We start from the raw sequence: 18057 nt of genomic DNA, 5'->3' as shown, positions 1-18057 counted from the left end.
TGCTCTTCGCGTGATCGCGCCCCCGCTCCCCGGCGACCACGGGGGACCGTGGTCGGCGACGGGCCTTCCCGCACCCCCGCGCAATCCCTTCGCAATCGCAACATTACCGTAACGACGCCGGCACGAATCTGACGCGGGTCGCCCCTAATTGGCCAGCGCATGGGATGGGCGAACGGCCCGTCCGCCATGCCAAAGGGGACTGTCATGACGATTCGCGCCCGGTTGCTGCTCGCGACCGCATTCTTCGCCCTCGCGCCCGCTTCCGCCTTCGCGGCCGACGTGCTGCCCGATGCCGCCGACTCCGGCGCCGAAGAGGCGGAGATCGTCGTGTTCGGCAAGGGCGAGGCCCGCCAGGTGCAGGAGATCAGCCAGGTCGACATCAAGGTCCAGGCCCCCGGCACCAGCCCGCTCAAGGCGATCGCCAAGCTGCCCGGCGTCAATTTCCAGTCGGCCGATCCCTTCGGCAATTATGAATGGTCGCAGCGCATCTCGATCCGCGGCTTCAACCAGAACCAGCTCGGCTACACGCTCGACGGCATTCCGCTCGGCGACTTCAGCTACGGCAACGTCAACGGCCTGCACATCAGCCGCGCGATCAGCCCCGAGAATATCGGCACGACCCGCGTCACCCAAGGCGCCGGATCGCTGGGCACCAACGCGACCAACAATCTCGGCGGCACGCTCGAATTCGTCTCGCGCGATCCGTCGGCAGAGACCGCGGTCGACGTCGAGGCGACCTATGGCAGCGACGACACCAAGCGCGGCTTCGTCCGCTTCGACACCGGCGGCGACAAGGTGCGCGGCTATCTGAGCTACGGCTATCTCGGCCTCGACAAGTGGAAGGGCTACGGCGACCAGACCCAGCATATGGTCAACGCCAAGATCGTCGCCGACATGGGCGGCCCGATCCTGACCGGTACCTTCAGCTTCTCCGACCGGCGCGAGACCGACTATCAGGACCTGTCGCTGGACATCATCAGCCGGCTCGGCCTGCGCAACGACAATATCGGCAACAACTTCCCGCTGGCGCTGCTGCTGGCACAGGTCGGCGCCAACAGCGGCTATAGCGGCGTCGCGCCCACCAATCCGGCGGCGGGCACCACCTATCCCGCGCCCTACGGGTCGCTGGACGACGCCTATTACGACGCCGCCGGTTTGCGGCAGGACTATCTGGCCGCGCTCCACCTCGACATGCCGTTCAGCGAGTCGGTCAACGGCCGGCTGTCGACCTATTATCACAGCAACCACGGCATGGGCCTGTGGTGGACCCCCTATGTGGCGAGCCCCGGCGGCAGCCCGATCTCCGAGCGCACGACCGAGTACGACATTCGCCGCGGCGGCCTGTTCGGCCAGCTGAGCTGGAAGCGCGGCCCCAACACGCTGACCGCCGGCGGCTGGTGGGAGAACAACCATTTCCACCAGGCGCGCCGCTATTATGCGGTCAGCCCGGCCACTGCCGACCAGACCGACCATCTGAAGTTCCCGTCCCATCCGTTCCGCACCGACTGGGATTTCCGCTTCGTCACCCACAGCTACCAATATTTCGTCGAGGACCGGGTCGAACTGGGCGACCTGACCCTGACGGCGGGCGCCAAGGGCTTCCGCGTCTCGATCGAGGCCGACCCGATCGTCGCCGGCCGGCTCGCCTCGGGCAGCATCGTCTCGCGCGACTGGCTGCAGCCCTCGGCCGGCGCCACCTACAGGCTCGGCAATGCGGAGATCTATGCCGGCTACAGCCAGGTGACCCGCGCCTTCACCGGTGCCTCGACCTCGGGCCCCTTCGCCACCACCCAGGCGGGCTTCGACGCGCTCGACCTGAAGCCCGAGAAGTCGGACACCTATGAAGCGGGCGTTCGCTTCCGCCAGGGGCCGCTGTCGGGCACGGCCGGCGGCTTCTACTCGAAGTTCAAGGATCGCCAGCTCGCCTTCGCCAACGGCGCGGGCATCATCGGCAACCCGGCGATCCTGCAGAATGTCGGCGGGGTCGAATCCTACGGCTTCGAAGCCGCCGGGCAATATCGCGTGATGAACGCGGTCAGCCTCTACGCCTCCTACAGCTACAACCACTCGACCTATGAGGACGACGTCCTCAACGCCGACGGTACCGTCCGGTCGGCGATCGAGGGCAAGACGCTGGTCGACTCGCCGAAGCACCTGATCAAGGGCGAGGTCGTCTATGACGACGGTGCGCTGTCGGCCCGGGTCGGCGCCGACTATATGAGCCGCCGCTACTTCACCTACACCAACGACCGGTCGGTGCCGAGCCGGGTGCTGGTCGACGCCTCGATCGGCTATGCCTTCCACGACGGCATCCTCGACGGGGTCGAGGTGCGGGCGAGCGCGACCAACCTGCTCGACAAGAAATATATCGCGACGATCGGCTCGAACGGCTTCGGCGACAAGGGCGACAACCAGACCCTGCTTGCCGGCGCGCCGCAGAGCTTCTTCTTCACCGTCAAGAAGGCGTTCTGACCATGAAGGCGCTGCTGCCCTGGCTGGGCCTGGTCGCGGCCACCGCCATCGTTCCGGCCGGGGTGGCGGCCGCCCCCGTGCTGCTGGTCTCGGTCGACGGGCTGCGGCCCGGCGACGTGCTCGACGCCGACCGGCGCGGGCTGAAGATCCCGACCCTGCGCCGGCTGGCGGCGGAGGGCGCCCATGCCGGCGGGGTCGTCGGCGTGCTGCCGACCCTGACCTATCCGAGCCACACCACGCTGATCACCGGCGTCACCCCGGCGCGGCACGGCGTGGTCAACAACCTGACCTTCGACCCGATGGGGATCAACCAGACCGGCTGGTACTGGTATGCGTCGGACATCCGGGTGCCGACCCTGTGGGACGCGGCGCGCAAGGCCGGGCTGAAGACGCTCAACGTTCACTGGCCGGTCAGCGTCGGCGCGCCCGTCGACGACAATCTGCCGCAGATCTGGCGCACCGGGCATGACGACGACCGCAAGCTGCTCCGCGCGCTCGCGACGCCGGGGCTGGTCGACCGGGTCGAGCAGGGCGGCGTCCGCTTCGCCCAGGGCATCGACGAGAGTGTCGATGCCGACGCCAACCGGGTCGATGCGGCGGCGACGCTGATCGGCGTGCTGAAGCCCGGCTTCACCACGGTCTACCTGGCCGGGCTCGACCATATCGAGCATGAGCACGGCCCCGACACGCCCGAGGCGAAGGCCGCGCTCGAGCGGATCGACGCGATGCTGGGCACGCTGGTCGCGGCGGCGACGGCGGCCGATCCCGACACGATCGTCGCGCTGGTCTCCGACCATGGCTTCGCCGCGGTCACGACCGACGTGAACCTGTTCGGCGCCTTCATCGCGGCGGGTCTGATCACCCTCGACGACGGCGGTACGAAGGTGAAGAGCTGGGAGGCGATGCCCTGGTTCGCGGGCGGCAGTGCGGCGGTGGTGCTGGCCCGCCCCGCCGACGCGGCGCTCAAGGCGAAGGTGGCGAAGCTGCTCGCCGGATTGCAGGCCAATCCCGCGACGGGGATCGCCAGCATCATCGAGCGCCCCGAAATCGCGAAGCGGGGCGGTGCCCCGACCGCCGATTTCTGGATCTCGTTCAAGCCCGGCACCGAGACCGGCCGCAACCCGGCCGCACCGCTCACCTCGCCATCGGCGTCGAAGGGGATGCACGGCTACGACCCGAGCCTGCCCGAGATGCGCTCGACGCTGCTGCTGTGGGGCAGGGGCCTGCCGTGGAAGGGCGACCTCGGCGAAATCGACATGCGCGCGATCGCGCCCACCCTGGCGAAGCTGATGGGCGGCACCCTGCCGACCGCCGATGTGCTGGGGCTGAAGTGAAAGACATCCGAGTCGGTCCTTGATCAGAAGAACTTCGGAGTAGCGGTCGAGGTCGGACCCGTTACAACCGGGCCATGGCCTTTGGCGTCTTCATTCACAGATCGGACTCGATCTACGACGATACACCCGCCGAACGGTATCAGTTTCCCCGCCAGTATCTTAGCCGCGCCAGCGCGTGCATCGGCGACTGGATCATCTATTATGAGCCCAGCAAGGTGCGCGACACCAAAGGCTATTTTGCCGTGGCCAAGGTGGAACAGGTGATCCCCGACCCTGCGCATCGGGACATGTATTTGGCGCTGATCGAGCCGGGGAGCTATTTGGATTTTACGCAGCCTGTGCCGTTCAGCGGGCCGCTTGGGATCATCGAGCGCGGGATATTGAACGAGGATGGCCGTGTTTCGGGTCGCGCTCAATCCGCGGTCCGGCCCTTATCCCCGGCGGACTTCAATCACATCATCGACCTGGGTCTCGCCGAGGAGAAGGCGGTCCTTCCGCGGCTTGGCGAACCGGCACCGGGCATCGCGCCCGCCGGGCCCGTGGCAGATATCCTTCATGAGGAAGCGTCGCCGTTCCGATATGAAGAAGCGCGCGAGCGCGTCAGCTATCTGAGCTCCCGCATCGTGCGGGATCGAATCTTCCGGCGCTTGATCGTTAATGCGTATGATGCCCGCTGCGCCGTTACCGGATTGAAACTTGTCAATGGTGGTGGACGAGCCGAGGTCGAGGCGGCTCATATCCGTTCCGTCGAAGCCGGCGGCCCCGACATCGTCAGCAACGGACTCGCCCTGTCCGGTACCGCGCACTGGATGTTCGATCGCGGGCTGATCAGTCTGTCGGACGAGCTGGAAATATTGGTCAGCCGACAAACAAATGATCGTGACGGCATATTGAATATGGTCAACAGAAGCCGCGTCGCTTTCCAGCCGAAACGACCGTCGGACCGCCCGCATCCGCATTTCCTCGCATGGCACCGGGAAAATTGCTTCAAGCAGTGACGGCCATGCCTAAAGCATCTTCCGTTTCGGCAGCATGGACCCGGCCGACGATCCGTCCGCCTCGATCCTAGCCCTGCACCATCCGGGCGAGCTGGGCGATGGTGAAGGGTTTCTGCAGGAAGGCCATGCCCTGGCTCAGGTCGGACGGCTGGGGATGGCCCGAGGCGATCACGACCCGCAGCCGTTCGTTCTTCTCCAGCGCCTCGCGCGCGACGGCTAGCCCGTCCGGGCCGGCGCCCAGGGCGAGGTCGGCGAGGAGGACGTCGAGGTTGACAGTGTCGATGGCGTGGCGCGCCGCCTCTACGGAGGCGGCGGTCACGACGAAGAATCCCAGATCCTCCAGCATCTGCCGGAACATGTGGTTGAGCATGAGATCATTCTCGACGACGAGAATACGCCCTGCAGCCCGGCCCATAGCACCTCCGATTGGTCGAATGCCGAACGCTCGCCAGTGCACGGAGGTCCGCGGCCCGGCGCAAATCCGGCTCCCGGTACCGTTTCAGGGGGAGGCGTGTCCGATCGGTCACAGGGCGTCGAGCGAAGCGCCGCGTCCTCACCGCGCAGCCGCAGGGGCGAGCCGCGCGCCGATTCGATCCAACGAGAGCATGATGGTCGGGGAGACAGGATTCGAACCTGCGACCCCCTGGTCCCAAACCAGGTGCGCTACCAGCCTGCGCCACTCCCCGACGCCGCGTCGCCATAGCAGATAGCGGCGGCGGCACAATCCTTTGTCCGGTCGGGCCGGTGCGCCGATATTCCGTGCGGCCACGTCCTTCGGGCGATGACAGCGCGCCGCGCGCCGATTAAGGATCGCGACGGGAAGGTATCGCATGAAACTTTACAGCTATTTCCGCTCGTCCGCCGCCTATCGGGTGCGCATCGCGCTCAACCTGAAGGGGATCGCGGCCGAGCAACAGGCGGTGCATCTGGTCAAGCCCGATCCGTTGCCCGCCTTCCGCCGCGACGTCAGCCCGCAGGGCCTGATCCCGGCGATCGAGGGCGAGGACGGGCTGATGGTCCAGTCGATCGCGATCATGGAATATCTGGAGGAGCGCTATCCCGATCCGGCGCTGCTGCCGCAGGGCTTCGCCGCGCGGGCCTATGTCCGCGCGGCCGCGCAGCTGATCGCCTGCGAAATCCATCCGCTCGCGAACCTGCGGGTGCTGCGCTACCTCAAGCATGATCTCGGCCACAGCCAGGCCGAGGTCGACGGCTGGTATCGCCATTGGGTCGAGGACGGGCTCGGCCGGCTCGAGGCGTTCGTCGCCGGCAGCGGACGGAGCGGCCGCTTCATCGACGGCGACGCGCCGACGATCGCCGATTGCTGCCTGGTGCCGCAGATGTTCAACGCGCGGCGGCTGAATTGCGCGATCGACGCCTTCCCGGCGCTGGTCGCGATCGACGCCCGGTGCGCGGAGCTGGAGGCGTTCCGGCAGGCGCATCCGTCCGTCCAGCCCGACGCCGAATGAGCGAAGGACCGGCGGGCCCGTCCGCCGTTCCGATCCTCGACGTGGCGGGGCTGGGGCGGGCCGACTGGGCGGCGGCGGACCTTATCGTCAACGGATCGGCGGCCGACGCGCTCGACGCCATGCCGGCGGGGATCGCCCAGGTGGCGGTGACCAGCCCGCCTTATTACGGCCAGCGCGACTATGGCGCGGCCGGGCAGATTGGGATCGAGGATAGTCCCGAGGCCTATGTCGCGGCGCTGGTCGCGGTCTTCCGCTCGCTGCGCCGGGTGCTGCGCGACGACGGCACGCTCTGGCTCAATCTCGGCGACAAATATGCGGACGGCGTGCTGCTCGGCATGCCGTGGCGGGTGGCGCTGGCGCTGGTCGCGGACGGCTGGCAGCTGCGCTCGGATATCGTCTGGCACAAGCCCAACGCCATGCCGCATTCGGCCAAGCGACGGCCGACCCCCGACCATGAATATATCTTCCTGCTCTCCGCCACCGCCGGCTATCGCTACGACGGCGACGCGATCCGCGAACCGCACCGCACCTTCGGCGAGGACAGCCGGATGCGCGGCGGACGCGGCCATTTCGGCCGGCGCGGCGGAACCCCGGAGCAGGGCAAGAATGCCGGCAACGCCAATCTCCACACCAGCCGCTGGGACCAGGCCTTCCATCCGCTCGGGCGCAACCGCCGCACCGTCTGGTCGGTGCCGCTGGGCAAATATCGCGACGCGCATTTCGCGGTCTTTCCGCCGGCGCTGATCGAACCGTGCATCCGTGCGGGAAGCCCCGAGGGCGGGATCGTCCTCGATCCCTTCTTCGGCGCGGGAACGACGGGGCTCGCGGCGCGCGCGCTCGGCCGGCGATTCGTCGGCGTGGAGCTCAACCCCGATTATTGCGCGATGGCGCGGACGCGGATCGGCGGGGTGGAATAATCGCGCGCCTTAGGAGCTGGATCAGATCACCGCCACCGCGCCCTCGTCGGTTCCCCGCAGTCGCTCGATGTCGCGCGAGGGCGGGGCGCCGAACATCCGGGCATATTCGCGGCTGAACTGCGACGCGCTCTCATAGCCGACGGCATAGGCGGCCCGGCTCGCCTCGGCATGGATGGCCAGCAGGCGGCGCGCGGCCTGGAGGCGCAGGCTCTTCTGGAACTGGAGCGGGCTCATCGCCGTCGCCGCCTTGAAATGGCGGTGGAAGGAGGGGACGCTCATCCCCGCGATCTCGGCCAGCATGTCGATCCGCATCTTGCGGTCGAAATGGGCCTGGAGCCACTGGATCGCGCGGCGGACCTGCGACAGGCGGCTGTCGTCGCGGGCGATCTGGCGCAGCATCCCGCCCTGCGGCCCCTGCAGCAGCCGGTAGAGGATCTCGCGCTCGCGCAAGGGGGCGAGCACGGGTACGTCGCGCGGCGCATCGAGCAGCGCGATCAGATGATCCCAAGCCTCCAGCATCTCGGGCGTCACCGGGGTGACGGCGAAGCCGGCCGGGTCGCCGTCGGCCGGGTGGGGCGTCTCGGGAATCAGCGCCGCCAGCGCGTCGCGATCGAGCGTCAGGCTGACCGCGACGAAGGGTTTCTCGGGCGACGCCTCGATCACGCAGCCCGATGCCGGCAGGTCGAGCGAGGCGATGAAGGAACAGGCCGGGTCGTAGCGCAGGACGCGATCGAGCAATGGCGGGCCTACCTGCAACGCTCGGCCGAGATCATTCGGAAGCAGACCTCGACGTTCCGAGCTGGTGAGCGATTCGGCATCATCACCGTTAGCGATCAGCCCATCGTCTTCCACTTCGAGCTCGCCAGTTCGCCATGGGAGGGAAGGTTGACGTCTACATTGTAGACGTCTACAGCGTAGACATGATTGGTAAGCTCGAAGAACTGACGCTCCTCGCCTGCATACGCGCGGGCGAAGATGCTGTGCCCAGCGCGATCTACGAGGTGATGATGGTGGTCGGGCAGCCGATTGCCGGATTTGGTGCAGTTTATACGACACTCGGTCGGCTTGCGAAAAAGGGGCTCCTTCGCGAACGATCGGTGACGGATGCGCAGGGCAGGGAACGGCGAAGCTTTTCGATCACCGTGAGTGGTCGCGCAGCTCTCAACGAGTCGGTAGGTGCGTCGACCCGCATTGCGGGCATTGCCTGGGCGGGGGTTTAAGATGAGCGGCGGCAGTACTCCCCCGCCTCATCCGCCGATCGGCGCTGTGGTAGAGGCTGCTGCAAGCGGATGGGCTAGTGCGGGACTATTCCTCGCGGGAATCTTCATCTTCTTGCTGGCGATCACATCGGTACAGCGGGGTGATGGCGGCCTGACGCCGTCGGTCCTTGATTGGTTGATTGCGAAGATGAAAAGTCAACCAAAGGGTAAGGTCAATCGCCGGTCGTTTATGGTCGATCTGCTGCTGTCCACGAAGAAGTCGCGCGACTTTCACGCCAATCTGGACGAGATCGCGCCGATCTGGAAGCGCGCCCACGGACGGCGCAAGGCTGAATGGCTTCGCAGGCGCGAGATCGTCGTTGCCGTATTGCTACACCTGATGACGCCAGTTCTGGTGTTGTGGGAGCAGGTCCGAAAGTTCATTTGAGCGACCTGCCGCGACTTAGTGCGGCAGCCCACCTTCCGATCAGTCCCGAGCGGGCAGCAAGGCGTCGATGTCGCGGGTTGCGACGAACGCCTCTCGCTGACGTTGCTCATTCATGGCTTCGATCTTGGGGCGGAGGAACGGCGCGACCAGCCAGACCGGCGGCAGCGGGGTGACATTCTCATAGAGATCGGGGTGCTTTTTCGACATGACCGGCGGCAACCGGCATCGGGCGCCGCGGTTCTGATCATTTCGCTTGAGAAGCGATGACGCGAATCAGTCGGGCGATTTCCTGAAGGTCACGGGCCGGGCGCTGCGCGTCACCGAGGAGATCATCGACGCGATCGAGAAGCTGAAGCCGGGCGCGTTCAGCCCAGCCTACGTGAAAGAGGCAATCTGATCAGCCGGAGGCCTTGGATCACTTCGAGAAGGAAAACCGCCGACTGTAAATGCCACCTGGACGCCCCAAGAGCGTCGCTGGCCGCATGAGCTTTGACCGTTGGTTTTGAAGCTCAACGATGCGCACGGACTGGATCGGTGTGATGGTGCCTCGCACCTTCTCACCAATCAGCTCTTCCAACTCACGATCGAGATCGGCTTCCGGCGATTGAATAGCATCCATAGTGCGCACCCCTACCTCGCGCCCTTTGAACCTATAATGAATCACGGTCTACCTACCAATGCAACTGGAGTATGAGTTCGTTGGATTCCGTCCCACATTGCGACGGCCAGCCCGATGAACGCGGCAACGGCCCGAATGGGCTCATCCGTCTTGATACCTGGGTTACTCGCTGCGGCAAAGTGACCCGCTCTATCGCTCGTCGCCGTTACAACACCCCAAGGCTTTGCATGTCCGGCGACTTGAATAGGAACTGCGACCATGGAAACGTAGCGTTCCGCGTCGTAGGTCCGCTGATGCCCTTTCGGTCCGAACACGCCCTGCATCCCTTCTGCCTGCAAATCGGGTAGGACGATCTCTCGCGCGTTGGAATACGCAATACCCGCGATGCCAACTCCCTCTGGCCACATCCTGGCCTCGTACAACTCACATTTGAGGGCGCGCTCTTGCGCGATGCATTTAAGATCCGCGCGGTCGGGGTTGGCCGAGGGAACGGCCTTATAAACGCCGATGGTCCAACGGTCTGCCTGTTGGAACCCCGCCGCGATCGAGATTTGTCGAGACACCAAGTCGAACAACGTGACGACGAGTTGATCGATATTTGGTGAGCCGATCACGGCCTGCTCAATGCCGCCGCGCATGCTCAGACAAATTTGATAAATCTCAATCAGCCGGCCATAGGCTTCAAAAAATTCATCCAGTTCATCAAACCGAGCTGAGGCCGCTCGCACCTCTTCGACGGCCGAGTCGGCAACTTCGATGGCTTGAGCAGCATCCTGCTCGGTAGCCAGCACGTAGATGCCGCCAGCAAATACGACCACGCACGCCGCGATACCCAGAATACTGCTGGATGACGGAGTGCCTGACCCCCATGTGGTGAACTGGCATATACCCGCAATCGCTGCCCCGCCCAGTACCGCGGCGCCTTTGATCCACCAACTTGCCCGAGCGACCGAACGGGCGTTTTTTACCCTCGCATTCGACAGGCGGTTCTTTAGTTCATCGAACGACAATCGGCCCTCCATCATCCTACCAAAGGGCCCTTAGCTCGCAGCCTTGACTTCAGGCGCTGGCAGGGCGGCCCTCGACCGACCATCGGCTATCAGCTGCTTCTTATCAGCGCCGATTGCCGACACCCTGTCGAGCCGCTTCTGGCGCGCGTCGCGGGCGACATACCATTCCTCAAACAGCATTTCGATGAGTTCTATTAAAGTCTGCGCTTCATCAGGATCGACAGGCACGATCAGGTCGATGTCTTTCTCCATGTGCGCGCCAATGTTCCCGATCGAGCGCACATGGTCGATGGCCTCAACAGATTCCGCCGTTACTCCTCTCGGGGCAGTTCCAGCTTCCACTGCCGCTCGGAGTGCGACGATTTCGTCTATCAGGCGGCCTTTGCTAATCTCGGCGAAATCGCGGATCATTCCTTGAATGCATCGCCGAGCCAGTGTCGCAGCAGCTTTTGGACTGTCATCTTTAATAAGGCAGGCCTCAAAGTAGTCCTCGCGAAGTGCGGCGGGAATGTAGTCCGGCTGCGACTTAGCGATGCTATTCGGCAGGACCCAGCGTTCGAACAAGGGAGGAGCGACCAAATCAATATAACTGCCGTGAAGGCCTCGATTACGCTCGGGCCGAATAGACAGCTGCACGCTAACCTTGTTGCATTCAAAGTTAGAGCAGCCGACCGCCATGTGACAAACGGCAAGGTCGCCTTCAACGATAGTCCCGGCCCAAATCTTAGATTCGCCCGTACTGAAGTTTATGGATGTGACTACCTGCGCTCGATCGCAATGCGGGCAGGTCCAATTAAACGGCTTTATCGCCATATTTTCCCCCTTCACCGGACTGGCACCGGAATAAGGGGAGGCGCGGTGCTTTGAAAAGTCCGTAAAAGTAATGGTCGGGGAGAGAGGATTCGAACCTCCGGCCCCTGCCTCCCGAAGACAGTGCTCTACCAGGCTGAGCTACTCCCCGACGGAGATCCGGTCGTTTTTTTCGGCCTCGGGAGCCGACCGGATTGAGCCAAGTCGGGGCGCTATACGGGGCGCCCCGATTCCATGCAAGGGGCAGATTTCGAGTTTTTCGGCTTGGCGCCAACCACCGCGATGCGCGCCCTCAATGCGCGAAGACGGGGGCCTTGCGGGCGAAGCCCATCGCGGCGAAGGCGGCCAGCACGCCGAAGGCGCCGGCGATGGTGAAGGCGAGCAGGTAGCTGCCCGTCTGCTCGCGGATCAGGCCCGCGCCGAACGCGGCGGTCGCGGCGCCGATCTGGTGGCCGGTCATTACCCAGCCGAAGATGATCGGCGCCTTCGCCTCGCCGAAATGGCGGTTGGCCAGCGCCACCGTCGGCGGCACCGTCGCGATCCAGTCGAGCCCGTAGAAGACCGCGAACAGCAGCAGGCCGGTCGGCTGGAAGTCGATCGCCGGCAGCGCCATCAGCGACAGGCCGCGCAGGGCATAATAGACGAACAGCAGCTTGCGCGGGTCGTAGCGGTCGGTGAGCCAGCCCGAGGCGGTGGTGCCGACCAGATCGAACAGCCCCATCAGCGACAGCAGCCCGGCCGCCTGGACGGGGGAGATGCCGTTGTCGCCGCAATAGGCGATCAGATGGGTGCCGACGAGGCCGTTGGTCGTCAGCCCGCAGACGAAGAAGGTGCCGAACAGCAGCCAGAAGACCGGGTTGCGCGCGCCGTCGACCAGGGCGGTGAACGCCAGCATCGCCCCGCGCCGGTTCTCGGGCGGGGGCGCTGTGCCCGGCGCCTCGCCATAGCGTTCGGTGCCGATCGCCGCGGGGCCGTCGGGCATCAGCAGCCAGACCAGCGGGATCAGCGCGGCGGCGCCCAGCCCGACCGCGATCGCCACCGGCGTCCAGGCGCCGTTGCGGGTGAGCCACGCCATGGCCGGCAGGAACAGCAGCGCCCCCGTCGCGGTGCTGGCGGTCAGCAGTCCCATCATCAGACCGCGCCGCACCGCGAACCATCGGTTGACCACGGTCGCGCCGAGGACAGGGGCGATCGCGCCGGTGCCGATGCCCGAAACCACTCCCCAGCTCAGCACATAATGCCAGCTCTCGGTCATCCACAGGCTGGCGAGGCTGGAGGCCGCCATCAGCGCCAGGCCGCCGATCATCGTCCGGCGGATGCCGATCGACTGCATGAGCGCCGCCGCGAAGGGGCCGGTCAGGCCATAGAGGAAGATGCCGACCGCGGCGGCGAAGGAGATCGTCGCCCGGTCCCAGCCGAACTGCGCCTCGAGCGGCAGGATCAGCACGCTCGGCGCCGATCGCAGCGCCGCCGCGACGAGCAGCGTGACGAAGGTGACCGCTATGACGACGAAGGCATAGCGCTGTCCGGTGGCGCGACGGTGGAGCATAGCGGGAGCGTACCGATCGGTACGATATGGTGCAAGCGGGAAGTGGGCTTCTTCCAACGGTCGGGTCGGATCGGCGGTCCCCAAGACGCATCATGCCGGCGGTGGCTGGCATCCGGGAGGGGCCTGTCGCCGATCTCCCGGACACCGGCCATCGCCGGCATGACGTCAATTCCGCTGGGGAAGCTCAGGCCGCCTTGGCCTGCTTCGCCCGTTCGATCGCTTCCAGCACGATCTGGCGCGCATCGTCGGCGCCGCCCCAGGTGCCCACCCGCACCCACTTCTCGGCTTCGAGATCCTTGTAGTGGGTGAAGAAATGCTCGATCTGCTGGAGCACGATCTGCGGCAGATCCTCGCGCTCGTTGACGTCGGTATAATAAGGGAAGGTGCTGTTGACGGGCACGCAGACGAGCTTTTCGTCGCCGCCATGTTCGTCCTCGAGGTTCAGCACCGCGATCGGGCGGGCGCGCACCACGCAGCCCGGCACGAAGGGCGAGCGCGCGACGACCAGCGCGTCGAGCGGATCGCCGTCGGGCGAAAGCGTGTGCGGCACGAAGCCGTAATTCGCCGGATAGCGCATCGGCGTGTGCAGGATGCGGTCGACGAACAATGCGCCCGACTTCTTGTCGAACTCATATTTCACGGGTTCACCGCCCACCGGCACTTCGATGACGACGTTGAGGCTGTTGGGCGGATCGTCGCCCACGGGGATGAGGTCGATGTTCATGGCGCGCCTTTATGCTGCACCGCATCGAATTCCAAGCGGCAATGGGGGCGATATGGCGGTTTTCCGCGACGGAAGCCGGCTCGCGTGCGCCGAGCCCCCGCAAGACCCGCTTTTGCCGTGGTTTTCGGCACCCCGCCTGCCGATCCCGGCGGGCACCCCAAAGCGCAAAGCGCTTCCACCCCGCGCGATGTGACGATAAGGGCGCGGCATGAGCAGGATCGAAACACCGCGCCCGATCCGGGGCACGCAGGACATGCTGGGCGAACAGGCGCTGCGCTTCGGCCATGTCGTCGAGACCTTCGACCGGGTGCGCCGCCTCTACGGCTTCGGCCGGGTCGAGGTGCCGGTGTTCGAGCCGACCGCCGTGTTCGCGCGCTCGCTGGGCGAGACCACCGACGTCGTCTCCAAGGAGATGTACAGCTTCGAGGATCGCGGCGGCGATTCGGTGACCCTGCGGCCCGAGTTCACCGCCGGCATCGCCCGCGCCTATCTGACCGAGGGCTGGCAGCAGCACGCGCCGCTCAAGGTCGCGACCCATGGGCCGCTGTTCCGCTACGAGCGTCCGCAGAAGGGCCGCTACCGCCAGTTCCACCAGCTCGACGCCGAGGTGATCGGCGCGGGCGAGCCGCAGGCCGACATCGAGCTGCTGTGCCTGGCCGACCAGCTGCTGCGCGAGCTGGGCGTGTCGGACGGGGTCGTCCTGACGCTCAACACGCTGGGCGACGGCGAGACGCGCGAGGCGTGGCGCGCCGCGCTGATCGCGCATTTCGACAAATATCGCGGCGAACTGTCAGAGGACAGCATCGCCCGGCTCGACAAGAATCCGCTGCGCATCCTCGATTCGAAGGATCCGCGCGATCGCCCGATCGCCGATGCCGCCCCTGAGATCGACGCCTATCTGTCGGCCGAGGCGGGCGCCTTCTTCGCGGCGGTGACCAAGGGGCTCGACGCCGCCGGAGTCGCCTGGACGCGCAACGCGCGGCTGGTGCGCGGGCTCGATTATTATCGCCACACCGCGTTCGAGTTCGTCACCGACCGGCTCGGCGCGCAGGGCACCGTGCTCGGCGGCGGCCGCTATGACGGGCTGATCGAGGCGCTGGGCGGCCCGCCCACCCCGGCGGTCGGCTGGGCGGCGGGGATCGAACGGCTGGCGATGCTGATCGAGCTGCCCGCGCCCGAGCGGATCGAGGTCGCGGTGGTGCCGATGGGCGAGGGCGCACAGGCCTTCGCCGCCCGGGTGCTGGCCGATCTGCGCCGCGCGGGGATCGCCGCCGACATGGCCTATAAGGGCAATATGAAGCGCCGGATGCAGAAGGCCGATGCGAGCGGCGCCCGCTTCGCGGCGATCATCGGCGACGACGAGGTCGCACGCGGCGAGGTGGCGCTCAAGAACCTGGCCGAGCAGAGCCAGGCGCCGGTGGCGATCGACGGGCTCGTGGCGGCGATCCGGGGCTGACGGCGGTGGCAGGGATCACTTCGGCGCGGATCGCGCAGATCGAGGCTCGTCGCGACGAGCTGCAGGCGCTGATGTCGCGCGGCGACCTGCCGTCCGACCAGTTCGTCCAATTGTCGAAGGACTATGCCGAGATCGAGCCGGTCGCGCAGGCGGCGGGCGAGGTGCGGCGGCTGCGTGCCGAGCTCGACGTGCTCAAGGGCATGGCCGAGGACGAGGCGGGCGATGCCGAGCTACGCGCCATGGCGGTCGAGGAAGCCGAGGAGATCCGCGGCAAGCTGCCCGAGGCCGAGCGCGCGCTGGCGCTCAAGCTGCTGCCGCGCGACGCGGCCGACGAACGCTCGGCGATGCTCGAGATTCGCGCGGGCACCGGCGGCGACGAGGCGGCGCTGTTCGCGGGCGACCTGTTCCGCATGTACCAGCGCTATGCCGAGGATCGCGGCTGGCGGGTCGAGCTGATCTCGGCCAGCACCGCCGACATGGGCGGTTACAAGGAGGTGGTGGCGGGCGTCACCGGCGCGGGCGTGTTCGCGCGGCTGAAGTTCGAGAGCGGCGTCCACCGGGTGCAGCGCGTGCCCGTCACCGAATCGGGCGGGCGCATCCACACCTCGGCGGCGACCGTCGCGGTGCTGCCCGAGGCCGAGGACGTCGACGTCCATATCGACGAGGCGAAGGACCTGCGGATCGACGTCTACCGGTCGTCGGGGCCGGGCGGGCAGTCGGTCAACACCACCGACAGCGCGGTGCGGATAACCCACCTCCCCTCGGGGCTGGTGGTGATCCAGCAGGACGAGAAGTCGCAGCACAAGAACAAGGCCAAGGCGCTCAAGGTATTGCGTACCCGCCTCTACGAGATCGAGCGCGAGCGGCTGGCGAGCGCGCGCGCGGGCGCGCGCAAGTCGATGGTCGGGTCGGGCGATCGCTCCGAACGCATCCGCACCTATAATTTCCCGCAGGGGCGGGTGACCGATCACCGCATCAACCTGACCCTCCACCGCCTGTCCGAGATCCTCGAGGGACCGGGCCTCGACGAGCTGATCGGCGCGCTGATCGCCGAGGACGAGGCCGAGCGGCTGGCGCAGCTGGATGGCTGAGGCGGTCCGGGCGGCGCTCGTCCGGGCGGCGGCCGGCCTGTCCGCGACGAGCGATACCGCCCGGCTCGATGCCGAGCTGCTGATGGCGCATGCGCTGGGGACGAGCCGCGACGCGATGCTGCTCGGGCGGCTCGACGCGCCGGCCCCGGCGGCGTTCGAACCGCTGCTGGCGCGGCGCCTGGCGCGCGAGCCGGTCGCCTACATCGTCGGCGAGCGCGATTTCTGGACGATCGCCCTCGCCGTCGCCCCCGGCGTCCTCATCCCGCGTCCCGACAGCGAGACGCTGATCGAGGCGGCGGTCGAGCATTTCGGCGCTCGGGGACCGCGCCGCATCCTCGACCTCGGGGTCGGATCGGGGGCGCTGCTGCTGGCGGCGCTCGCCCATTGGCCGGACGCGAGCGGGATCGGGGTCGATGCCTCGGAGGCTGCCGTCTCGATCGCGCGGGACAATGCCGCGCGGCTCGGGCTGGCCGACCGTGCCGAGATCCGTCCGGGCGACTGGGCGGCGGGAATCGCGGAGCGGTTCGACCTGCTGCTGTGCAACCCGCCCTATGTCGAAAGCGGGGCGATCCTGGCGCCCGATGTCGTCGGGCACGAGCCGGCTTCGGCACTGTTCGCGGGTCCCGACGGCCTCGACGACTATCGGCGGCTGGCGCCCCGGATCGGCGGGCTGCTCGCCCCCGGCGGCCTCGCGGCTGTGGAAATCGGTGCGGATCAAGCGGATGCGGTGATCGCGCTGTTCGCCCGCCATGGCCTGGCCGGATCGGTGCGCCGCGATCTGGCGGGTCGCGACCGGGCGATCCTCGTCCGGGGCTGAACCTTTTGTCGAAAGCCGGCATATTCCGCTTGGAAAATGCCGCGCAAGCCCTTACATCTCGGATATAGACAGGGTTCTGGATGCCATTGCGCACCGGCCCGATGCTACGACCTCCAATGTCACGGGCGCCTTTGAAGTCGGCGGCCATGTCACATGGCGGATGCGGGTTCTTCGGCACCCGCGCCTTGGGGCGGCGTGCATCTTTAACGCTTTGGGGCCATGGCCCCGACGGTTTCCGGGGTGGTCCCGGAAGTGGGAGTGGTGAACCGATACCACCAGTGACGAGGACATCGGAAAGTTGATAAATAATCGGCAGAACGGCCGCCGTCGCGGTCGTGGCGGTGGGTCGGGTGCGCCCCGGCCGAACGGTTCCAGCGGTGGTCAGGATCGCGGCAACCGCATCGACAATCGCGCGCGCGGCAACGCGGCCCAGCTTCTCGAGAAGTACAAGGCGCTGGCACGCGACGCCCAGATGCAGGGCGATCGGGTCAACACCGAATATTATCTGCAGTTCGCGGACCATTATTTCCGGGTGCTGAGCGAAAGCAGGTCGCGCTTCGAGGACCAGCAACCGCGTCCGCGCCGCGACGAGTTCTCCGGCCAGTCCGACGAGGACTATGGCGACGAGGGCGAGCGGAGCGGGAGCGACGACCAGCCCTCCGCCCCCGAGCAGAATTACAATCGTCGCGAGCGCGAACCCCGCCGCGAGCAGGAATCCCGCCGCGAGCAGGAACCGCGCCGCGAGCGCGATTATGCGCCCGAACCACCTGCCGAGGCGCAGGCCAGCGAAGCCGAGGAGCAGCGTCCGCGCCGCGGACGTCCGCCGCGGACCGACCGTCGCTATGAGGCGCCGGCCGCCGCGACTCCCGAGCTGCCGCTGGCCGAAAGCCCGGCACCGGTGGCCGCTCCGGTCCAGGAGGAAGCCGCCCCGGCTCGGCGCCGTGGCCGCCCGCCCAAGGCCAAGCCCGTCGAACAGGCCGAGCAGATCGAGGCCGATCGCCTGCCGCCGGCGCTGACCCTGCAGGCGCCGGTCAATGACGGCGACGAGGAAGCACCCCGCCCGCGCACGCGAACCCGCAAGCCGCGCGGAGAGAGCGCGGCGGCCTGATCGCCGGCGTTCGCGAAGAAACGAGGAAAGGGCGGT

Annotated in this window: 20 protein-coding genes and 2 tRNA genes; 12 read left to right on the top strand and 10 right to left on the bottom strand. The window is 66.8% G+C overall.

Features of this window, described 5'->3' with window-relative positions; translation table 11 throughout:
• The first annotated feature begins 204 nt into the window (after positions 1 to 204).
• From ASE22_RS23615 to ASE22_RS23605, 3 genes are all read left to right on the top strand, one after another.
• Positions 205 to 2472 (top strand): TonB-dependent receptor, encoded by a 2268-nt coding sequence (locus ASE22_RS23615; RefSeq protein WP_056365521.1) that lies wholly within the window; start codon positions 205 to 207, stop codon positions 2470 to 2472.
• Positions 2473 to 2474: 2 nt separating this feature from the next.
• Complete coding sequence (locus tag ASE22_RS23610) at positions 2475 to 3806, top strand: alkaline phosphatase family protein (protein WP_056365516.1); 1332 nt, start codon at positions 2475 to 2477, stop codon at positions 3804 to 3806.
• A 74-nt stretch (positions 3807 to 3880) separates the two neighbouring features.
• On the top strand, positions 3881 to 4804 hold the full coding sequence (locus tag ASE22_RS23605) for an HNH endonuclease (RefSeq protein ID WP_056365514.1): 924 nt from the start codon (positions 3881 to 3883) through the stop codon (positions 4802 to 4804).
• A gap of 67 nt (positions 4805 to 4871) precedes the next feature.
• On the opposite strand, the gene ASE22_RS23600 is transcribed toward ASE22_RS23605, so the two are convergent.
• Both ASE22_RS23600 and ASE22_RS23595 read right to left on the bottom strand, forming a co-directional pair.
• Complete coding sequence (locus ASE22_RS23600; protein ID WP_056365511.1) at positions 4872 to 5219, bottom strand: response regulator; 348 nt, start codon at positions 5217 to 5219, stop codon at positions 4872 to 4874.
• 194 nt (positions 5220 to 5413) lie between these two features.
• Positions 5414 to 5490, bottom strand: a tRNA-Pro gene (locus ASE22_RS23595).
• A gap of 144 nt (positions 5491 to 5634) precedes the next feature.
• Here ASE22_RS23595 and maiA point away from each other — a divergent pair.
• Together maiA and ASE22_RS23585 are read left to right on the top strand one after the other, a co-directional pair.
• Positions 5635 to 6273: a maleylacetoacetate isomerase gene (maiA, locus tag ASE22_RS23590; RefSeq protein ID WP_056365507.1), complete on the top strand. Its 639-nt coding sequence runs from the start codon at positions 5635 to 5637 to the stop codon at positions 6271 to 6273.
• Positions 6270 to 7190 (top strand): DNA-methyltransferase, encoded by a 921-nt coding sequence (locus ASE22_RS23585; RefSeq protein ID WP_082545571.1) that lies wholly within the window; start codon positions 6270 to 6272, stop codon positions 7188 to 7190. The genes maiA and ASE22_RS23585 overlap by 4 nt, the downstream gene beginning before the upstream one ends.
• A 21-nt stretch (positions 7191 to 7211) precedes the next feature.
• Here ASE22_RS23585 and ASE22_RS23580 read toward each other — a convergent pair whose 3' ends face one another.
• Positions 7212 to 7928 (bottom strand): AraC family transcriptional regulator, encoded by a 717-nt coding sequence (locus ASE22_RS23580; RefSeq protein WP_235536007.1) that lies wholly within the window; start codon positions 7926 to 7928, stop codon positions 7212 to 7214.
• Positions 7929 to 8110: 182 nt separating this feature from the next.
• Between ASE22_RS23580 and ASE22_RS23575 the strand changes: the two genes are divergently transcribed.
• Together ASE22_RS23575 and ASE22_RS23570 are read left to right on the top strand one after the other, a co-directional pair.
• Complete coding sequence (locus ASE22_RS23575; protein ID WP_162248239.1) at positions 8111 to 8410, top strand: PadR family transcriptional regulator; 300 nt, start codon at positions 8111 to 8113, stop codon at positions 8408 to 8410.
• Position 8411: 1 nt separating this feature from the next.
• The gene (locus ASE22_RS23570; protein ID WP_056365500.1) at positions 8412 to 8837 is read left to right on the top strand and encodes a hypothetical protein; all 426 of its coding nucleotides are present in this window, start codon (positions 8412 to 8414) and stop codon (positions 8835 to 8837) included.
• 39 nt (positions 8838 to 8876) lie between these two features.
• On the opposite strand, the gene ASE22_RS27010 is transcribed toward ASE22_RS23570, so the two are convergent.
• Positions 8877 to 9044 (bottom strand): hypothetical protein, encoded by a 168-nt coding sequence (locus ASE22_RS27010; protein ID WP_156397271.1) that lies wholly within the window; start codon positions 9042 to 9044, stop codon positions 8877 to 8879.
• A 46-nt stretch (positions 9045 to 9090) separates the two neighbouring features.
• Between ASE22_RS27010 and ASE22_RS27005 the strand changes: the two genes are divergently transcribed.
• A complete protein-coding gene (locus ASE22_RS27005; RefSeq protein WP_156397272.1) occupies positions 9091 to 9234 on the top strand; it encodes a hypothetical protein in 144 nt (47 codons plus the stop codon).
• Between the two features lie 18 nt (positions 9235 to 9252).
• Here ASE22_RS27005 and ASE22_RS27000 read toward each other — a convergent pair whose 3' ends face one another.
• The 6 genes from ASE22_RS27000 to ppa form a co-directional block, all read right to left on the bottom strand.
• Positions 9253 to 9456 carry a hypothetical protein gene (locus ASE22_RS27000; protein WP_056550173.1) on the bottom strand — a complete coding sequence of 68 codons (204 nt, stop codon included), beginning with the start codon at positions 9454 to 9456 and terminating at the stop codon, positions 9253 to 9255.
• Between the two features lie 41 nt (positions 9457 to 9497).
• Positions 9498 to 10466: a hypothetical protein gene (locus ASE22_RS23565; RefSeq protein WP_156397273.1), complete on the bottom strand. Its 969-nt coding sequence runs from the start codon at positions 10464 to 10466 to the stop codon at positions 9498 to 9500.
• A gap of 30 nt (positions 10467 to 10496) precedes the next feature.
• Complete coding sequence (locus ASE22_RS23560; RefSeq protein WP_235536008.1) at positions 10497 to 11279, bottom strand: DUF4145 domain-containing protein; 783 nt, start codon at positions 11277 to 11279, stop codon at positions 10497 to 10499.
• Positions 11280 to 11350: 71 nt separating this feature from the next.
• A tRNA-Pro gene (locus ASE22_RS23555) sits at positions 11351 to 11427 on the bottom strand.
• A 141-nt stretch (positions 11428 to 11568) separates the two neighbouring features.
• Entirely contained in the window at positions 11569 to 12825 is a 1257-nt protein-coding gene (locus ASE22_RS23550) for an MFS transporter (protein WP_056365493.1), read from the bottom strand.
• A gap of 184 nt (positions 12826 to 13009) precedes the next feature.
• On the bottom strand, positions 13010 to 13549 hold the full coding sequence (ppa, locus tag ASE22_RS23545) for an inorganic diphosphatase (protein ID WP_056365490.1): 540 nt from the start codon (positions 13547 to 13549) through the stop codon (positions 13010 to 13012).
• 208 nt (positions 13550 to 13757) lie between these two features.
• On the opposite strand from ppa, the gene hisS reads away from it, so the two are divergent.
• From hisS to ASE22_RS23525, 4 genes are all read left to right on the top strand, one after another.
• Positions 13758 to 15005: a histidine--tRNA ligase gene (gene hisS / locus ASE22_RS23540; protein WP_056365486.1), complete on the top strand. Its 1248-nt coding sequence runs from the start codon at positions 13758 to 13760 to the stop codon at positions 15003 to 15005.
• Positions 15006 to 15010: 5 nt separating this feature from the next.
• Positions 15011 to 16096, top strand: a complete 1086-nt coding sequence (gene prfA / locus ASE22_RS23535; protein WP_056365483.1) for a peptide chain release factor 1 — start codon at positions 15011 to 15013, stop codon at positions 16094 to 16096.
• Positions 16089 to 16913, top strand: coding sequence for a peptide chain release factor N(5)-glutamine methyltransferase (prmC, locus tag ASE22_RS23530; RefSeq protein WP_056365480.1), 825 nt, complete (start codon positions 16089 to 16091; stop codon positions 16911 to 16913). Before prfA ends, prmC begins: the two co-directional genes overlap by 8 nt.
• 298 nt (positions 16914 to 17211) lie before the next feature.
• Complete coding sequence (locus ASE22_RS23525) at positions 17212 to 18021, top strand: DUF4167 domain-containing protein (protein ID WP_056365478.1); 810 nt, start codon at positions 17212 to 17214, stop codon at positions 18019 to 18021.
• Positions 18022 to 18057 lie beyond the last annotated feature (36 nt).

Origin of the sequence: Sphingomonas sp. Root720, assembly GCF_001428605.1 — a bacterium.
GTDB lineage: Bacteria > Pseudomonadota > Alphaproteobacteria > Sphingomonadales > Sphingomonadaceae > Rhizorhabdus.
The sequence above is the reverse complement of the archived record's forward strand: the minus strand, read 5'-3'. Positions and strand labels throughout refer to the sequence as shown.